Raw genomic sequence first — 15,712 nt, forward strand, 5'->3', positions numbered from 1 at the left:
GATACGCTGCTTCGACTTCGCTCAGCCCCTACTCAGCACGAGCGGATAGCTACTCGTGCCGCAGCGCATCGATCGGATTGAGCGCCGCCGCCCTTCGTGCCGGGAAGAACCCGAACACCACGCCGATCACCGCCGAGATCAGGAACGCGACCAGGTTGATCTGGGGCACGAAGATCCACGGCACCTGCATTACAGGCGCCAAGAGCGCGATCGCGATCTGGCCCAGGATCAGCCCGACCAGTCCGCCCAGCATCGACAGCACGATCGCCTCCACCAGGAACTGGAGCAGCACCTCGCGTGCGACCGCGCCGATTGCCAGGCGGATGCCGATCTCGCGCGTGCGTTCGGTGACGCTCACCAGCATGATGTTCATGATGCCGATGCCGCCCACGACCAGGCTGATCGCCGCCACCGCGGTGACGATGCTGGTGAGCAAAGTCGTCGTGCCGGTCAGCGTCGCACTGATCTGTGCCGTGTCGAAGATGTTGAAATTGTCCTCGGCACCCGCATCGATCCGCCGCCGCTCGCGCAGCAGCGTCGATAGCTGGTCCTGGACCTGCGCGGTGTCGTAATCGCCGTCGACACCCACCAGCATCAGCCGGATGTCGCGGCTGCCCGTCAGACGGCGCTGCACCGTCTTGATCGGCATGATGATGATATCGTCCTGGTCGCCGCCGAAACCCGCCTGCCCGCGTGTTTCCAACGTGCCGATCACGTCGCAGCTGATGTCGTTGACTCGCATCCGCTTGCCGATCGCGTCGGTGTCGCGAAACAGGTTGGTGCGCACGGTATTGCCGATGATGCACACCGCCTTGCCCGCTTCCTCCTCGGCCGGAAGGAAGGTCCGCCCTGCGGTCAGGTTCCAGGGCTGCACCTGGAAATAGGCGTTGGTGGTGCCGTTGACCGTCGTCGACCAGTTGGCGCCATTGTAGATCGCGGTGGCGGTCGACTGCGCTTGCGGAGCGACCGCGGTCACGCCGGCGATCTGCTCGCGCACCGCGTCGACATCCTCCTGGTCGAAGTCGGGCGGCCTTGGGCCCCCGCCGCCACGGCCGAAGCCCTGGCCGGGGCGCACCTGAAGGATGTTGGTGCCGAGACTCGCGATCTGCTGCTGCACCGCCGCGGTCGTCGCCTGGCCCAGCGTCACCATGGTGACCACTGCCGCGACGCCGATGACGATGCCGAGGATCGTGAGAAACGAGCGCAGCAGATGCCGCCGGATCGACCGCACCGCGAGCGTGAAGGTGGTGACGAGCATCAGACCGCCGCGCCTTGTTGATGGTTCTGGTCGATGCGCTCGACCAAGCCGTCCTTGAAGTGGACGACGGTGTGCGCGAACGCGGCCATGTCGGGTTCGTGGGTGACCATCAGCACGGTGATGCCGCTCGCCTGGTTGAGGTCGGTGAGCAGCTCCATGATCTCCACCGACCGCTCGCTGTCGAGGTTGCCGGTGGGCTCGTCGGCGAGCAGCACGTCGGGGCTGGTCACGATCGCGCGGGCGATCGCGACGCGCTGCTGCTGGCCGCCCGACAGCTCGGCGGGCGTGTGGTCCCACCATTTGGCCAGGCCGACTTTCTCCAGCGCCGCCATGCCGCGCTCGCGGCGCAGCTTCTTGTCCTCGCCGCGATAGAGGAGCGGCAGCTCGACATTCTCGAGCGCGCTCGTCCGGCTCAGCAGGTTGAAGCCCTGGAACACGAAACCGAGATACTTGCGGCGAAGCAACGCGCGCTGGTCGCGGTCCAGCGTCTCGACATGCACGCCCTTGAACAGGAAGGTCCCGCCGGTCGGCACGTCGAGGCAGCCGAGGATGTTCATCGTCGTCGACTTGCCCGATCCCGACGGGCCCATGACGGCGACGAAATCTCCCTTGGCGATGTCGAGGTCGACCCCCTTCAGCGCCTGAAACGCCGTCGGACCGTCGCCATAGATCTTGGTGACGCCGTGCAGGTGGATGATCGGATCAGCTGCCACGCTGACCCCCACCGCCTGCACCGCCGCCGCCCTGGCGACCCTGGCCGCCCTTCTTGCTCAGCTGGCCGCCCGTCTTGCGGGCATTGTCGCCGGCAAGCTGGCCGGTGACGATCTTCATGCCCGGGCGAAGGCCGCCCGACAGGATCTCCGTCACCTGGCCGTCGCTCTCGCCCACCGTCACCCGGACCGGCTGGGGCGTGCCGTCGTCGCCCAGGATGTAGACGGTCTGCTGCGAACCGCGGCCGATCGTCGCGCTGCGCTCGCCGCCGCCACCGCCGCCGCGGCGCCGACGCGGCCCGGGGACGATCTGGCTGGCAAGCCCGCCCTTGCTCGCATCCGCCCCCTGCTGACCCGTCGAAGGCTGGAAGCGGAGCGCCGCATTGGGAACGAGCAGGACGTTCTGCCGCTCGGTCGTGACGATCTCCGCCGTGGCGGTCATGCCGGGGCGCAGGCGCAGCTCGGCATTGGCCACCGACAGCGTCGCGGCATAGCTAACGACCTGACCCGCGGTCGTGCCCGTCCCGGTGCTGGTCGACGAGGACGAGCTCGCCTCCGAAACCGACAGGTTGGAGCCGACATCGACACGGTTGATTGTCGCGGGGAAGCGCTCGCCGGGGAAGGCGTCGACGGTGAAGGTCGCGCGCTGGCCGTTCTTGACGCTGCCGACGTCCGCCTCGTCGATCGCAACCTCCAGCTCCATCTTGCTGAGATCCTCGGCGATGACGAACAGGGTCGGCGTGTTGAACGACGCGGCGACGGTCTGGCCGGGATCGACCTGACGCGCGAGCACGACGCCGTTGACGGGCGAGCGGATGATCGCCCGCTCGCGCTGCGTCTGGCTGGCGGACAGCTGCGCGCGGGCGGCGGCGACGTTCGCCTCCGCGGTGCGCACGCCGGCCACGCCGCGCGCGGCGGCGGCGCGCGCGGTGTCGAGCTCGGTCTTGGCCGGCACGCGCCCGCCCGACAGGCGGCTCACCTCCTCGAATCGGGCAAGCGTCGCGCGCGCTTCGGTCAGCGTCGCCTGTGCCTGCTGGACCGAGGCCTGCTGCGCGGCGAGCTGCGCGCGATTCTGGCTGATCTGGTCGTCGAGCTGCTCGGGATCGATCAATGCCAGCGCCTGACCGGCGCGGACGCGGTCGTTGACGTCCACGACCACCTGCGTGACCAGGCCCGACAGCTGCGAGCCGACCGTCACCTGATTGGTGGGGGCAAGCTTGCCCGTCGCCGACACGGTGACTTCCAGATTGCCTTGCCGCGCGGGCACGGTCGCATATTCGGTCTTCTGCTCGCCGCCGAAGAACGACATCGAGCCCCAGACGAGCAGCACGACGCCCAACGCGATCAGCGCCCATTTGGCATAGCGCTTCCATGCGGGCTGCGCCTTGGTGCCCAGAAAGGCGTCGATATCGGCGGGGGTCTGGTCGGCCATGGCTCAGTCCTGCTGGCGCGCGTCGAGGGCGCGCGTCGTCGTGTTTTCGGTGGTCGGCACGGTGCCGGCATCCCAGCCGCCGCCCAGCGCCGAGAAGAGCTGGACGAGCGCGCTCGCCTCGTCGCTCGCCGCGGTGGTCAGGCTGTTGCGCGCTGACAGGAGCTGCGTCTCGGTCTGGTTGAGGGTGGTGAAGTCGGTCAGGCCCGCGCGGTACTGGCTCCGCGCCAGGATCGCCGAGTTGTTGGCGGCGTCGAGCGCGATGCGGAATTGCACCGTCCGGTCCTGCGCGGTGCGCAGCGCGACGACGGCATTCTCGACGTCCTCTAGGCCCGTCAGCACGCTCGACTTGTAGGCGAGGAAGGCCGCGTCGGCGGCGGCGCGCTGGCTGCGCACCGCGGCGCGGGTGCGCCCACCGTCGAAGATCAGTTGGTTGAGCCCGGCGAACAGCGTTCCGGTGATGATGTCGCCCAGGCTGCCGATCACGTTGGCCGCGGTGTTGATGCCGCCCGAGAAGCCGAGCGCGGGATAGAGCTGTGCCTCGGTCACGCCGATCTGCGCGGTCGCGGCGGCAAGGCCGCGCTCGGCCGAGCGGACGTCGGGACGCTGGCGAAGCGTATCGGCGGGAATGCCGGTGCCGACGATCGCGGGGCCGCGCGGGATCGGCCGCACCGCCGCCATCTCCGCCTTGAGCGCGCCGGGCGCCTGACCCGTCAGCACGCCGAGGCGGGAGACCGAACTGTTGTACGTCGCCTCCAGGCTGGGGATCGTCGCGGCGGTCTGTGCCCGCTGCGCGCGCGCCTGCTCGGCGTCGAGCGAGGAAACGAGGCCTGCCTGGACGCGGAAGCCGGCGATTTCAAGATTTTCGTCCTGGATGCCCAGGCTCTGGCGCGCATTGGCGATCTGCGCCTGTGCCGCGCGGGCGAGGATATAGTTGCGCGCGATCTCCGCCTGGGTGCTGACCAGCACCGTCGCATAGTCGTAGCCCGTCGCTTCATAGGTCGCGCGCGCACCCTCGACCGAGCGGCGGATGCCGCCGAACAGGTCTGCCTGATAGCTGGCGTCGAGCCCGAGCGAGAAATTGTCGGTGCTGCCCTGCCCGGTATTGATGATCGTCCCGTCGGGCAGCTGGGTCTGCTGGCTGCCGCCCGTGATCGCCTGGCGCCGCGAATAGCCGGCCGAGCCCGACAGCGAGGGCAGGAACGCGGCGCGTGCCTGGACGAGCTGCTCGCGCGCCTGGCGGAGCCGTGCGACGGCCTGCGCGACGTCGAGATTGTCGGGCGCCGCCTGCTCGACCAGCCGGCGAAGCAGCGGATCGTCGAACCGGTCCCACCAGCGACGCAAGTCCTCGACAGTGGCGGTGCCCGGCACCGAATAGGCGGGCGGGACGCCAAGCTCGGACGGCGCGGCGGGGCGATAATCGGGCCCGGCTGCGCATCCGGCAAGCGGCACGGCGCAGGCGAGCAGGAGCGGGAGAGCGCGGACGGTCATCGGCAGGGTTGATGCCGGGGCGCCTTCGCAGCGGCAACCGCTTTTGTGTCGCAGATTGTATCGGACCGAGCGTGGCGGTTCAGCGACGCACGGGTTGACCGGCACGGCGATGCGCGGCTTACGGTGGGCAACCACGACCATCCGGAGAGGCACCATGGCCGAGCGCGACACCTACCCCGTCCCCGCAGACTGGGCCGCGCGCGCGCATGTCGACGCCGCGGAGTATGAGCGGCTCTACGCCGCCAGCATGGACGATGCCGACGCCTTTTGGCTCGACCAGGCCAAGCGGCTCGACTGGATCGAGGCACCGACGAAGGCGGGCAACTGGTCGTTCGACGAGGCCGATTTCGGCATCAAGTGGTTCGAGGACGGCGTCCTCAACGTCTCCGCCAACTGCATCGACCGCCACCTGCCCACCCGCGCCGACGAGGTCGCGATCATCTGGGAACCCGACAGCCCGGACGCCGAGGCGAAGACCTATACCTACGCGCAACTGCACGCCGAGGTCTGCCGCTTCGCCAATGTGCTGAAGGCGGAGGGCGTCCGGAAGGGCGACCGCGTCACCATCTACCTGCCGATGATCCCGGAGGCGGCGTTCGCGGTGCTCGCCTGCGCGCGGATCGGCGCGATCCATTCGGTGGTGTTCGGCGGCTTTTCGCCCGACGCGCTCGCCGGGCGGATCGAGGATTGCGATTCGAAGCTCGTCATCACCGCCGACGAGGGCTGCCGCGGCGGCAAGCGCATACCGCTCAAGGCCAATGTCGACGCCGCGGCCGAGCGCGCGCCGAGCCTCAAGACCGTGCTCGTCGTGAAGGCGACGGGCGCCGACGTGCCGATGACCGAGGGCCGCGACCGCTGGTTCGACGAGACGGCAGAGGGTGTCGACGCCGACTGCCCGCCCGAGCCGATGAAGGCGGAGGACCCCCTGTTCATCCTCTATACCAGCGGATCGACGGGCAAGCCCAAGGGCGTGCTCCACACGACCGGCGGCTATCTGCTCTGGGCCAGCCTCACCCATCATTGGTGCTTCGACTACAAGCCCGGTGAGATCTGGTGGTGCGCCGCCGACATCGGCTGGGTCACGGGGCACAGCTACATCGTCTATGGCCCGCTCGCCAACGGCGCGACGACGCTGATGTACGAGGGGCTGCCCAACTGGCCCGACGCCAGCCGCATCTGGCAGGTTGTCGACAAGCACCGCGTCGACACGCTGTTCACCGCCCCCACCGCACTTCGCGCGCTGATGAAGGACGGCGACGGGCCGGTGAAGGCGACCAGCCGCGCGTCGCTTCGCCTGCTCGGCACGGTGGGCGAACCGATCAATCCGGAGGCGTGGCGCTGGTACCACGACGTCGTCGGCGAGGGCCGCTGCCCGATCGTCGACACCTGGTGGCAGACCGAGACGGGCGGCGCGATGATCGCTCCGCTGCCCGGCGCCACCGACCTGAAGCCCGGTTCCGCGACCAAGCCGCTGCCCGGCGTCGCGCCGCAGCTGGTCGATGCCGAGGGTCAGGTGCTGGAGGGCGCTGTCGATGGCAACCTCTGCATCACCCGCTCCTGGCCCGGCCAGATGCGGACGGTCTGGGGCGACCATGACCGCTTCTTCCAGACCTATTTCACCACCTACAAGGGCAAGTATTTCACCGGCGACGGCTGCCGCCGCGATGCGGACGGCTATTACTGGATCACCGGCCGCGTCGACGACGTCATCAACGTCTCCGGCCACCGCATGGGCACGGCCGAGGTCGAGAGCGCGCTGGTCGCGCACGCCAAGGTCGCCGAGGCCGCGGTCGTCGGCATGCCGCATCCGGTCAAGGGTCAGGGCATCTACGCCTATGTGACGCTCAACGCCGGCGAGGAAGCGTCCAACGCCCTGCGGGACGAGCTCTGCAAATGGGTGCGCAAGGAGATCGGCCCGATCGCCACGCCCGACGCGCTCCAGTTCGCGCTCGGCCTTCCGAAGACACGCTCGGGCAAGATCATGCGCCGCATCCTTCGCAAGATCGCGGAGGGCGACGTGTCGAGCCTGGGCGACACCTCGACGCTCGCCGATCCGGCAGTGGTCGACGACCTGGTCGAGAACCGCGTTTCGCTCTGACGCAGGTTATGGCGTCGGCGTCCCCCGGGTGAGACGCTGGCGCGCATGATGGCGATGGCGATCACCGTGCTGACCGTCTCCGGCGCGCTGCTGGTCGGCGCCGCCTGGGGCATTTTCGGTCGGCTGCGCGAGGGGCTCGAGGGATTCCTGATCGCGATGGCGGGCGGCGCGCTGCTCGTGTCGTTGGTGACCGAGCTGGTCGAGCCCTCGATCGAGGAGAGCGCGCTTCCTGTCGCGTTGGCGGGTCTGGCGGCGGGCGCGGCGGTGTTCGCGCTGGTCGATTACTGGATCGACGAGAAGATCGGCGCCGATTCGGGCGGGGGTCTGCTCGCGGCGATCACGCTGGATGGCGTGCCGGAGAACCTCGCGCTCGGCGTCGCGCTGATCGGCGCGGGCGCGCCGGAGGTGGCGGCGTTGGCGGGATCGATCTTCCTCTCCAACCTGCCCGAAGCCGCCGGCGGCGCGCGCGAGATGAAGGAGGGACGGTCGAAGGCGGCGGTGTTCGGCCTGTGGGCGGCGACCGCGGCGCTGCTGTCGGCGGCGGCAATCGCCGGCAATCTGCTGCTCGAAGGATCGAGCCCGCACGTCCTCGCGGTGATCCGCTGCTTCGCCGCAGGCGCGGTGGTCGCGAGTCTGGCGACCGAGGTGTTCCCGAAGGCGTATAAGGACGACCGGAACTGGGCCGGGGTCGCGACGGCGGTAGGGGTGGTGCTGGCGTTCGGATTGGGGTCGCTGGGGGGCGGGTGAAACAACTCTCTCCCTTGTTCCCCGGCGTAGGCCGGGGCCCAGTTGGGAAGGCCTTGGTAATGGATCGCCACGCTACTCGCTAACGTCCCCCAACTGGACCCCGGCCTTCGCCGGGGAACAAGAAGGGGAGAATAGCCGTGCTCCCGCGCAGGCGGGAGCCCAGAGCCAAGCAGCGTCTCGATTGCCGCCCTAGGCTCCCGCCTCCGCGGGAGCACGGCAGCCTGCGTCGCGCGGGGGGTTAGCCGATCGCTTCGACCACCGCCGCGCGCAATTCCGCCATGCCCATCCCCTTCTCGCTCGACGTCGCGAGGATGTCGGGATGCGCGGCCGGCCGCTTGCGCGCCTCGGCCTCGGTGCGCGTGCGCACGTCGGCGAGCTCGGTCGCCTTCACCTTGTCCGCCTTGGTCAGGACGATGCGATAGCTGACGGCGGCGGCGTCCAGCATCTCGAGGATGTCGCGATCGACGTCCTTGATCCCGTGGCGGCTGTCGATCAGCACCAGCGCGCGCTTCAGCACCATCCGCCCGCGCAGATAGTCGTTCACCAAGTACCGCCACTTGCGCACCATATCCTTGGGCGCCTTGGCAAAGCCATAGCCGGGCATGTCGACCAGCCGCATCGCCAGCGGCTCGCCCACATCGAAGAAGTTGAGCTCCTGCGTCCGCCCGGGCGTGTTCGACGTGCGCGCCAGCGCGTTGCGGTTGGCCAGCGCGTTGAGGAGCGACGACTTGCCGACGTTCGATCGGCCCGCAAACGCCACTTCGGGCACGTCCGGGTCGGGCAGGAAGCGCAGTTCCGGCGCCGATTTCAGGAACGAAACCGGCCCCGAGAACAGCTTGCGCGCGTCCTCCGTCAGATCCTCGTCGAAGGTCGGGTTCACTTTGCGGTCGCTGCCTTCATCGACGGGTGCTGGCGGTACAGCCACCATTGCTGCGCCATCGTCAGCACGTTGGAGGTGATCCAATAGACCTGAAGCCCGACCGCGAACGGCGCCATCACGAACATCAGCATCCACGGCATGATCGCGAACACCTGCTTCTGAACCTCGTCCGCGGGCTGCGGATTGAGCTTGAACTGGAGCCACATCGACACGCCCAGCAGGATCGGGATCACGCCGATCGCCAGGAAGTGCGGCGGCGTGAAGGGCAGCAGGCCGAACAGGTTGACCGGCGTCAGCGGATCGGGCGCGGACAGGTCGCGGATCCAGCCCACGAACGGCTGGTGCCGCATCTCGATCGTCAGGATCAGCACCTTGTAGAGCGCGAACATGATCGGGATCTGGAGCAGCATCGGCAGGCAGCCCGCGAGCGGGTTGACCTTCTCCGTCTTGTAGAGCTGCATCATCTCCTGCTGGAGCCGCGGCTTGTCGTCCTTGTACTTTTCCTGGAGCGACTTCACCTTGGGCTGTAGCGCGCGCATCCCCGCCATCGACGCGAACTGCTTCTGCGCGATGGGGAAGAGGAGCAGGCGGATCGTCAGCGTGAGCAGCATGATTGCCACGCCGAAATTGCCGACCGCCCCGAACAGCCAGTCCAGATAGTAGAAGATCGGCTTTTCCAGGACCTTGAACCAGCCCCAGTAGATCGCGTTGTCGAAGTTCCGGATGCCGAACTGCGTCGTATAGGCGTCGAGGACCTTCACTTCCTTGGCGCCCGCGAACAGGCGGACGGTCTGCGTCACCGCCTTGCCCGGCTGGACGACCGTCGGTGCCTGCGCCAGCGCCTCCGCGCCGTAGCGCCCGGCGGCGCTGCGGCGGATCGTCAGGTCGACGGGCGTGCGCTGGTCGGGGACGATCGCGGTCAGCCAGTAATGGTCGGTGAAGCCCGCCCAGCCCTTGGTGGTCGAGAAGCGCTGGCCGGCTTGCGTGACCTCGTCCCACTTCAGGTTGGTCTCGTCATTGTCGACGACGGCGATCGGGCCGATCCGCGCCGTGTACGAATCGGGATCGGTCGATTTGTCCGCCCGCTGGACATAGGTGTAGGGGCGCACTTCGATCGCCGACGGGCCGGCGTTCGCTACTGTCTGCTCGGCGGTGAACATGTAGTTCTCGTCGACCGACAGCTTGATCTGGAAGCGCTGGCCCGCGGCATTCGTGGTCTGGAGCGTCACCGGACGGTTGACGCCCAGCACGTCGCCGGTCGCGGACCAGACGGTGTTCGCATCGGGAACGCCCGTTCCCTGCCAGCCAAAGCCGCCGAAATACGCACCCGCCGCGCCCGAGGGCGAGAGCAGGTGGATGGGCGGCGAGTTCTTGGCGACCGTCTCGTCGTACCGCTTGAGGACCAGGTCGTCGAGACGCGCACCCTTGAGGTTGATCGACCCGGCGAGCGCCGGCGTGTCGATCCGCACGCGCGGCGTCTCGGCCAGCACGATGCGGCGATCGCGCAGCGCACCGGGCGTGTCCGCGGTGGGATCGGCCGAGGGGTTCGGCACGACCTTGGTCTTGCCGCCCTCGATCTTCGTGACCGGCGGGTTGGCGGCGGGGAAGAGATAGCCGGTGACGACCGGCCAGCCGAACAGGATGAGCGCGGCGAACACCGCGAACAGGACGAAATTCTTGCTGTCTTGCTTCACCGAACGACTTCCCGACCTATGGCCGACCCACCGGGCCGGCGACTTCAGGGCACCGGATCATGGCCGCATCCGCCCCAGGGATGGCACCGCGCGATCCGCTTGAGCGCGAGCCAGCTTCCCCGCCCCGCGCCATAGCGGGCAAGCGCCTCGATTGCATAGGCCGAACAGGAGGGGCTGTACCGGCAAGAGGGCGGCAGGATGCGCGACGGCCCGAACTGCCAGGCGCGCGCGACGAGAATCAGCGCCCGGGCGATCATCGAACCGGGTCGATCATGGCCGTGGGGCCACCCGGCCGATCGCCTTGACCAGATCGCGGACGAGATCGGCATAGGGCCGCTCGATCCCGCCGGCGCGCCCGATCAGCACATGGTCGTGGCCGGGCAGGCCGTGCGCCGAGAGAACCTCGCGCGCGAGCGACCGGAACCGCCGCTTCATCCGGTTGCGGACGACGGCGTTCCCGACCTTCTTCGACACGGTGATACCGATGCGCCGGGCAGGATCGCCGTCGGCGCGATCGCGCGCGAGCAGCACGAAGCCCGGCATCGGCGCGCGCCTGCCCCCGTTCGCCGCGAGATAGTCGCGGCGACGGGTCAGGCCGATCAGGCGCTCAGCTTCTTGCGACCGCGGGCACGGCGCGCGCGGATCACCTTGCGGCCCGCTGCCGTCGCCATCCGCGCGAAGAAGCCGTGCCGGCGCGCGCGCACCAGATTGCTCGGCTGAAAAGTCCGCTTCATCGCTCATTCCCTGGCATAACGAAAAAGGGCCGCCCGAAGACGGCCGCGTCAAGCCCGCGCCCATACCCATGGGGGGCACCCGAGTCAATGCACGCCCCCGCCCCTGTCACGCGGCTCGGCGTGCTCAGGACGAGCTTGTCGAACCCTTGTCCTTCTTCCACAATGGCTTCGGGCAAGCGGGGGGGCAGGCATTGGTCGCGATCGTATCGACGGTGGCGTATCTGGGGCTGGAGGCGCGCGGAGTCGAGGTGCAATGCAACCTCGTCGCCGGCCTGCCCGCCTTCGTCATGGTCGGGCTCGCGGACAAGGCGGTGGGCGAAAGCCGTGAGCGGGTGCGCGGTGCGGTCGCCGCGATCGGCCTTGCCCTCCCGCCCAAGCGGATCACCGTCAACCTGTCGCCCGCCGACCTGCCCAAGGAAGGCTCTCACTACGATCTGCCCGTCGCCCTCGCCCTGCTCGGCGCGATGGGCGTGGTCGATGTCGAGACGCTGGCCGATTACGTCGTCGTCGGCGAACTCGGCCTCGACGGGCGCCTCGCCCCCTCCCCTGGCGTGCTGCTGGCGGCGATGCACGCCGCGTCGATCGGCAAGGGACTGATCTGTCCTGCCGCGCAAGGCTCCGAGGCGGCATGGGCGGGCAGCATCGAGGTGATCGCCGCCGAGGACCTGATCGGCCTCATCAACCATCTCAAGGGCTCGTCGCTGGTCGCCGCGCCCGCCCCCGGCGAGGTCGAGGATGCCGCGCACGGCCCCGACCTGCGCCAGGTCAAGGGCCAGGAAACCGCCAAGCGCGCGCTGGAGATCGCCGCGGCGGGCGGTCACAATCTCCTTTTCGTCGGCCCGCCCGGCGCGGGCAAGTCGCTGATGGCGGCCTGCCTGCCCGGCATCCTGCCCCCGCTCGAAGCCGCCGAGGCGCTGGAAGTGTCGATGGTCCAGTCGGTGGCGGGGACGCTCACCGGTGGCCGGCTGACGCGCGCGCGGCCGTTTCGCAGCCCGCATCACTCCGCGTCGATGGCCGCGCTGACCGGCGGCGGGTTGCGGGTGAAGCCGGGCGAGGTCAGCCTCGCGCACCTGGGCGTCCTGTTCCTCGACGAATTGCCCGAGTTTCAGCGCGCAGTGCTCGATTCGCTCCGCCAGCCGCTGGAAAGCGGCACGGTCAGCGTCGCGCGTGCGAACGCACACGTCACCTTTCCCGCCCGCGTCCAGCTGATCGCGGCGATGAACCCGTGTCGCTGCGGCCATCTGGGCGACCCGGCGCTCGCCTGCGCGCGCGCGCCCAAATGCGCGGCGGACTATCAGGCGAAGGTGTCCGGACCACTTCTCGACCGCATCGACCTGCATGTCGAAGTCGCCCCCGTGACCGCCGCCGATCTCGTGCTGCCGCCGCCCGCCGAGGGATCGGCGGAGGTCGCCGCGCGGGTCGCCGCCGCCCGCCGCGTCCAGACCCTGCGCTATAACGGCACGCCCGCGCGCACCAATGCCGAGGCGGAGGGCACGCTGCTCGACGCCCACGCCGCGCCCGACGAGCCCGGCCGCGCGCTGCTGGCGCAAGCGGCGGAAGCGACGCGGATATCGGCGCGCGGCTATACCCGGGTGCTGCGCGTCGCGCGGACGATCGCCGACCTGGCCGGCGCCGAGCGCGTCGGGCGGCTGCACGTCGCCGAAGCGCTCTCCTATCGCCGCAGCGCGCCGCGAAGCTGATTGCACGCCGGGCGCCTATCGGTCAGCTTGCCCACGGACGGAAAATAGGGGAACGATCGATGCAGTGGATGCTGTTGCCGCTCCGACGTTATGCCGATTTCCAGGGCCGCTCGCGACGGCTGGAATATTGGATGTTCACACTGTTCCTGACGCTCGTGACGCTCGTCGCGGTGCTGTTCGCGCTGATGACGGGCATGATGAACGCCGATGATTCGCAGCCCGGCAGCTTCTTCCTGATCTTGCTCGGCATCGGCACGATCGCGGTGATCGTGCCGTCGATCGCGGTCCAGGTCCGACGCTTCCACGATCAGGACAAGACCGGCTGGCTCGTGCTGCTCGCCTTCATCCCCTACATCGGCGGGATCATCATCCTGGTCTTCATGTGCCTGCCCGGCACGCGCGGAACCAACCGCTTCGGTCCCGATCCTAAGGAAGACGTCAGCGCCGCGTTCCGCTGACTTGCCCCGGCCGCACCGATCGCCTAGTCGCGGTGATCGGTGCGCCCCTGTGGCGAAATGGTAGACGCATTCGACTCAAAATCGAACGCCGAAAGGCATGCTGGTTCGAGTCCGGCCAGGGGCACCACCCTCCTTACAGCGACCCCGCCTTCAGCCGCTCGACCGCGTGCGCGGCGGCGCGGGCGGTGAGCGCCATATAGGTCAGCGACGGGTTCTGGCACGCCGACGAGCTCATCTGTGCGCCGTCGGTCACGAACAGATTGCCCGCATCATGCGCGCGGCTGAAGCGATCGAGCACCGACCTCTTCGGGTCGAGGCCCATGCGCGCGCCGCCCATCTCGTGGATCGCACCGCCGGCCGGATTGGGCTGGTCGAGGCCCATGATGACCTGTCCGCCCGCATGGCTCAGCATCGCCGCCGCCTCGGCCTTGGCATCGGCGAGCGCCGCGCGCTCCTCCTTGCCAAAGGCGAACGCGATCTCGAGCGCGGGAAGGCCGTTGGCGTCGGTCTTGGTCTTGCTGAGCGTCAAGCGGTTCGACGCGCGCGGCATGCAGTCGGCGAATGCGACTAGCACGATCCGCCATGGCCCCGGCGCCTGGAGCCCGTTCTTGTAATCCGCGCCGATCCCCGCCTCGCGCTTGCCGCGCGTCCAGCCCGATTGCAGCGCGCCGCCCTGGTAGGAGAAGCCGCGCGTGTGGCCCTTGCCGTCGACCGTATCCATGTTGCGAAAGCGCGGGATGACGACGCCGGTCGGGCGATTGCCGAAGGTCGTGAACTTCTCATAACCCGGCATCAGCGCGATCGCCGACAGCGTGCTGGCATGGTCCATGATGTGGGTGCCGAGCACACCGCTGGAATTGGCCAGGCCCTGCGGCATCGCTTCGGAGGCCGAGTTGAGCATCAGGTGGACCGAGTTGAACGACCCGGCATTGAGGAACACCATCCGCGACGTCGCCTGCACGCGCTTGCCGGTCTTGGTGTCGATCCAGCGCACGCCGGTGACGCGGCGCGTGGCCGGATCATAATCGACCTTCTCCACCACCGCGTCGGTGACGAGCGTCAGCCGCCCCGTCTTCTGCGCGGCGGGGAGCGTCGAGGACTGGGTCGAGAAATAGGCGCCATAGGAGCAGCCGCGCGCGCAGATCGATCGATTCTGGCACGCGGCGCGGCCCTCTTCGTGCTTGGCGACCGTCAGGTTGGCGGTGCGGCCGACGGTCAGCCGCCGCTCGGGCCAGCGCGCAGCGATCTTCTCGCGCACCGCCTGCTCGACGACGTTCAGCGCCATCGGCGGCTGGAACTTGCCGTCGGGAAGCTGGGGCAGCCCCTCAGCCGCGCCGGACACGCCGATGAAGTCCTCGACCTTGTCGTACCAGGGCGCGAGATCGGCATAGCGGATCGGCCAGTCGGTGCCGACGCCGTCGCGCTTGTTGGCGCCGAAGTCATAGTCCGACCAGCGATAGCTCTGCCGCCCCCAGGTCAGCGACCGGCCGCCGAGCTGATAGCTGCGATACCAGGTGAAGTCGGTGCCCGACGCGTTGACGTACGGGTTGGCCGCGTCGTTGACGAAGTGGCTCTGCGTATATTCGTTGAAGTGGCGGTTCCGGACCTGGACCGCATATCCGCGGGCATAGAGCTCGGCATCGCCGGCGCCGCGGAACGGCATTTCCCACGGCGCCTTGGTCTCGGTCTCATAGCCCGTCTGGTGCTCGATCATCCGCCCGCGTTCGAGCAGCAGCACCTTGAGCCCCGCCTCGGTCAGTTCCTTCGCCGCCCAGCCGCCGGTGATGCCGGAGCCCACCACGATCGCATCGAATTGAGGGTCGCTCATCAGCCGAAATCCACCGCGGTCCAGTCGTTTGAAATGGCGCGCGTGCCGGGGGTCAGCGGCAGCGCGGGGTCGAAGCGGCCGGGCACGGGCTCGTAGCGGAGCTCCTGCGACCCGCCGACTTCGGACGTGTAATAGCCGGTCAGGATCAGCCCCTTGATCGGCTTCCACGGGTGCGGCGCGCGGCCGTCACCGGCATAGGCGTCGGCATCCAGCGCGGCGAGCGCGGCGGCCTGTGCCGCCGGGGGCTTGCCCGGCCAGTCGCCGCCGGCGCGCCGGTCGAGCTCGGCCTCGAGCCAGTCGAGATAGCGGAGGCTGCCGTCGGGGCGGCGCGGCGCCGGGACGCCCGCGGGGATCGACGCGGTCGAACCCGGCTCACGCGTGCCATCCAGTCCGTGCGCGAGCGCCAGGATGACGAAGTCGCCGGTGCCGACATCGCCCGCGCCCGGCGTCTGCGTGCGGGGAATGACGTGCTGGGCGACCGTGCGGATCAGCTTGCGCTGGCGATCGCTCGGCGCCTCGTCCTCTTCGATCCTGGACCAGATCGCGGCGCCCGCGGGCACGCCGACGACCATCGCCAGCAGCGCCGCTGCACCCAAGAATTCGCGCCGGTTCCATGTCCGGCCGCCTTCGCTCGACACTCGCCTCTCCCGCTTCGTGCTTGCCTGCTCGTGGCACGGCCTATATC

The 15,712-nt window shown here is 69.0% G+C and carries 15 protein-coding genes and 1 tRNA gene; 5 read left to right on the forward strand and 11 right to left on the reverse strand.

What is annotated here, in order from left to right; all coding sequences use genetic code 11:
• Positions 1–49: 49 nt before the first annotated feature.
• From RS883_RS16960 to RS883_RS16975, 4 genes are read right to left on the reverse strand one after another with little or no spacing between them, the layout of a single operon-like run.
• Positions 50–1,258 (reverse strand): ABC transporter permease, encoded by a 1,209-nt coding sequence (locus tag RS883_RS16960; RefSeq protein WP_315761387.1) that lies wholly within the window; start codon positions 1,256–1,258, stop codon positions 50–52.
• A complete protein-coding gene (locus RS883_RS16965) occupies positions 1,258–1,971 on the reverse strand; it encodes an ABC transporter ATP-binding protein (RefSeq protein ID WP_315761389.1) in 714 nt (237 codons plus the stop codon). The genes RS883_RS16960 and RS883_RS16965 overlap by 1 nt, the downstream gene beginning before the upstream one ends.
• Positions 1,961–3,400 (reverse strand): efflux RND transporter periplasmic adaptor subunit, encoded by a 1,440-nt coding sequence (locus RS883_RS16970; RefSeq protein ID WP_315761392.1) that lies wholly within the window; start codon positions 3,398–3,400, stop codon positions 1,961–1,963. The genes RS883_RS16965 and RS883_RS16970 overlap by 11 nt, the downstream gene beginning before the upstream one ends.
• 3 nt (positions 3,401–3,403) lie before the next feature.
• Positions 3,404–4,888, reverse strand: a complete 1,485-nt coding sequence (locus RS883_RS16975) for an efflux transporter outer membrane subunit (RefSeq protein WP_315761394.1) — start codon at positions 4,886–4,888, stop codon at positions 3,404–3,406.
• Between the two features lie 154 nt (positions 4,889–5,042).
• On the opposite strand from RS883_RS16975, the gene acs reads away from it, so the two are divergent.
• Together acs and RS883_RS16985 are read left to right on the forward strand one after the other, a co-directional pair.
• Positions 5,043–6,986, forward strand: coding sequence for an acetate--CoA ligase (acs, locus tag RS883_RS16980; protein WP_315761396.1), 1,944 nt, complete (start codon positions 5,043–5,045; stop codon positions 6,984–6,986).
• A gap of 48 nt (positions 6,987–7,034) precedes the next feature.
• Positions 7,035–7,733, forward strand: a complete 699-nt coding sequence (locus tag RS883_RS16985; protein WP_315761398.1) for a zinc transporter — start codon at positions 7,035–7,037, stop codon at positions 7,731–7,733.
• A gap of 238 nt (positions 7,734–7,971) precedes the next feature.
• Here RS883_RS16985 and yihA read toward each other — a convergent pair whose 3' ends face one another.
• The 5 genes from yihA to rpmH are packed head-to-tail and all read right to left on the reverse strand — an operon-like array spanning position 7,972 to position 11,041.
• The gene (yihA, locus tag RS883_RS16990; protein ID WP_315761400.1) at positions 7,972–8,661 is read right to left on the reverse strand and encodes a ribosome biogenesis GTP-binding protein YihA/YsxC; all 690 of its coding nucleotides are present in this window, start codon (positions 8,659–8,661) and stop codon (positions 7,972–7,974) included.
• Positions 8,610–10,307: a membrane protein insertase YidC gene (gene yidC, locus RS883_RS16995; RefSeq protein WP_315761402.1), complete on the reverse strand. Its 1,698-nt coding sequence runs from the start codon at positions 10,305–10,307 to the stop codon at positions 8,610–8,612. Before yidC ends, yihA begins: the two co-directional genes overlap by 52 nt.
• A 44-nt stretch (positions 10,308–10,351) precedes the next feature.
• Positions 10,352–10,564: a membrane protein insertion efficiency factor YidD gene (yidD, locus tag RS883_RS17000; protein WP_315761404.1), complete on the reverse strand. Its 213-nt coding sequence runs from the start codon at positions 10,562–10,564 to the stop codon at positions 10,352–10,354.
• Positions 10,565–10,577: 13 nt separating this feature from the next.
• The gene (gene rnpA / locus RS883_RS17005) at positions 10,578–10,850 is read right to left on the reverse strand and encodes a ribonuclease P protein component (protein WP_315761406.1); all 273 of its coding nucleotides are present in this window, start codon (positions 10,848–10,850) and stop codon (positions 10,578–10,580) included.
• 56 nt (positions 10,851–10,906) lie between these two features.
• On the reverse strand, positions 10,907–11,041 hold the full coding sequence (gene rpmH / locus RS883_RS17010; RefSeq protein ID WP_096343204.1) for a 50S ribosomal protein L34: 135 nt from the start codon (positions 11,039–11,041) through the stop codon (positions 10,907–10,909).
• Positions 11,042–11,232: 191 nt separating this feature from the next.
• On the opposite strand from rpmH, the gene RS883_RS17015 reads away from it, so the two are divergent.
• The 3 genes from RS883_RS17015 to RS883_RS17025 all read left to right on the forward strand — a co-directional run bounded on the left by RS883_RS17015 (position 11,233) and on the right by RS883_RS17025 (position 13,326).
• Positions 11,233–12,741 (forward strand): YifB family Mg chelatase-like AAA ATPase, encoded by a 1,509-nt coding sequence (locus tag RS883_RS17015; RefSeq protein ID WP_315765193.1) that lies wholly within the window; start codon positions 11,233–11,235, stop codon positions 12,739–12,741.
• A 59-nt stretch (positions 12,742–12,800) separates the two neighbouring features.
• The gene (locus tag RS883_RS17020; protein WP_315761410.1) at positions 12,801–13,199 is read left to right on the forward strand and encodes a DUF805 domain-containing protein; all 399 of its coding nucleotides are present in this window, start codon (positions 12,801–12,803) and stop codon (positions 13,197–13,199) included.
• A 43-nt stretch (positions 13,200–13,242) separates the two neighbouring features.
• Positions 13,243–13,326: transfer RNA gene (locus RS883_RS17025), tRNA-Leu, on the forward strand.
• Positions 13,327–13,332: 6 nt separating this feature from the next.
• Here RS883_RS17025 and RS883_RS17030 read toward each other — a convergent pair.
• Positions 13,333–15,027, reverse strand: a complete 1,695-nt coding sequence (locus RS883_RS17030) for a GMC family oxidoreductase (protein WP_315761412.1) — start codon at positions 15,025–15,027, stop codon at positions 13,333–13,335.
• Positions 15,027–15,665: a gluconate 2-dehydrogenase subunit 3 family protein gene (locus RS883_RS17035; RefSeq protein WP_315761414.1), complete on the reverse strand. Its 639-nt coding sequence runs from the start codon at positions 15,663–15,665 to the stop codon at positions 15,027–15,029. The genes RS883_RS17030 and RS883_RS17035 overlap by 1 nt, the downstream gene beginning before the upstream one ends.
• Positions 15,666–15,712 lie beyond the last annotated feature (47 nt).

The sequence above is a fragment of the Sphingomonas sp. Y38-1Y genome (assembly GCF_032391395.1).
In the GTDB taxonomy this organism is placed as follows: domain Bacteria; phylum Pseudomonadota; class Alphaproteobacteria; order Sphingomonadales; family Sphingomonadaceae; genus Sphingomonas.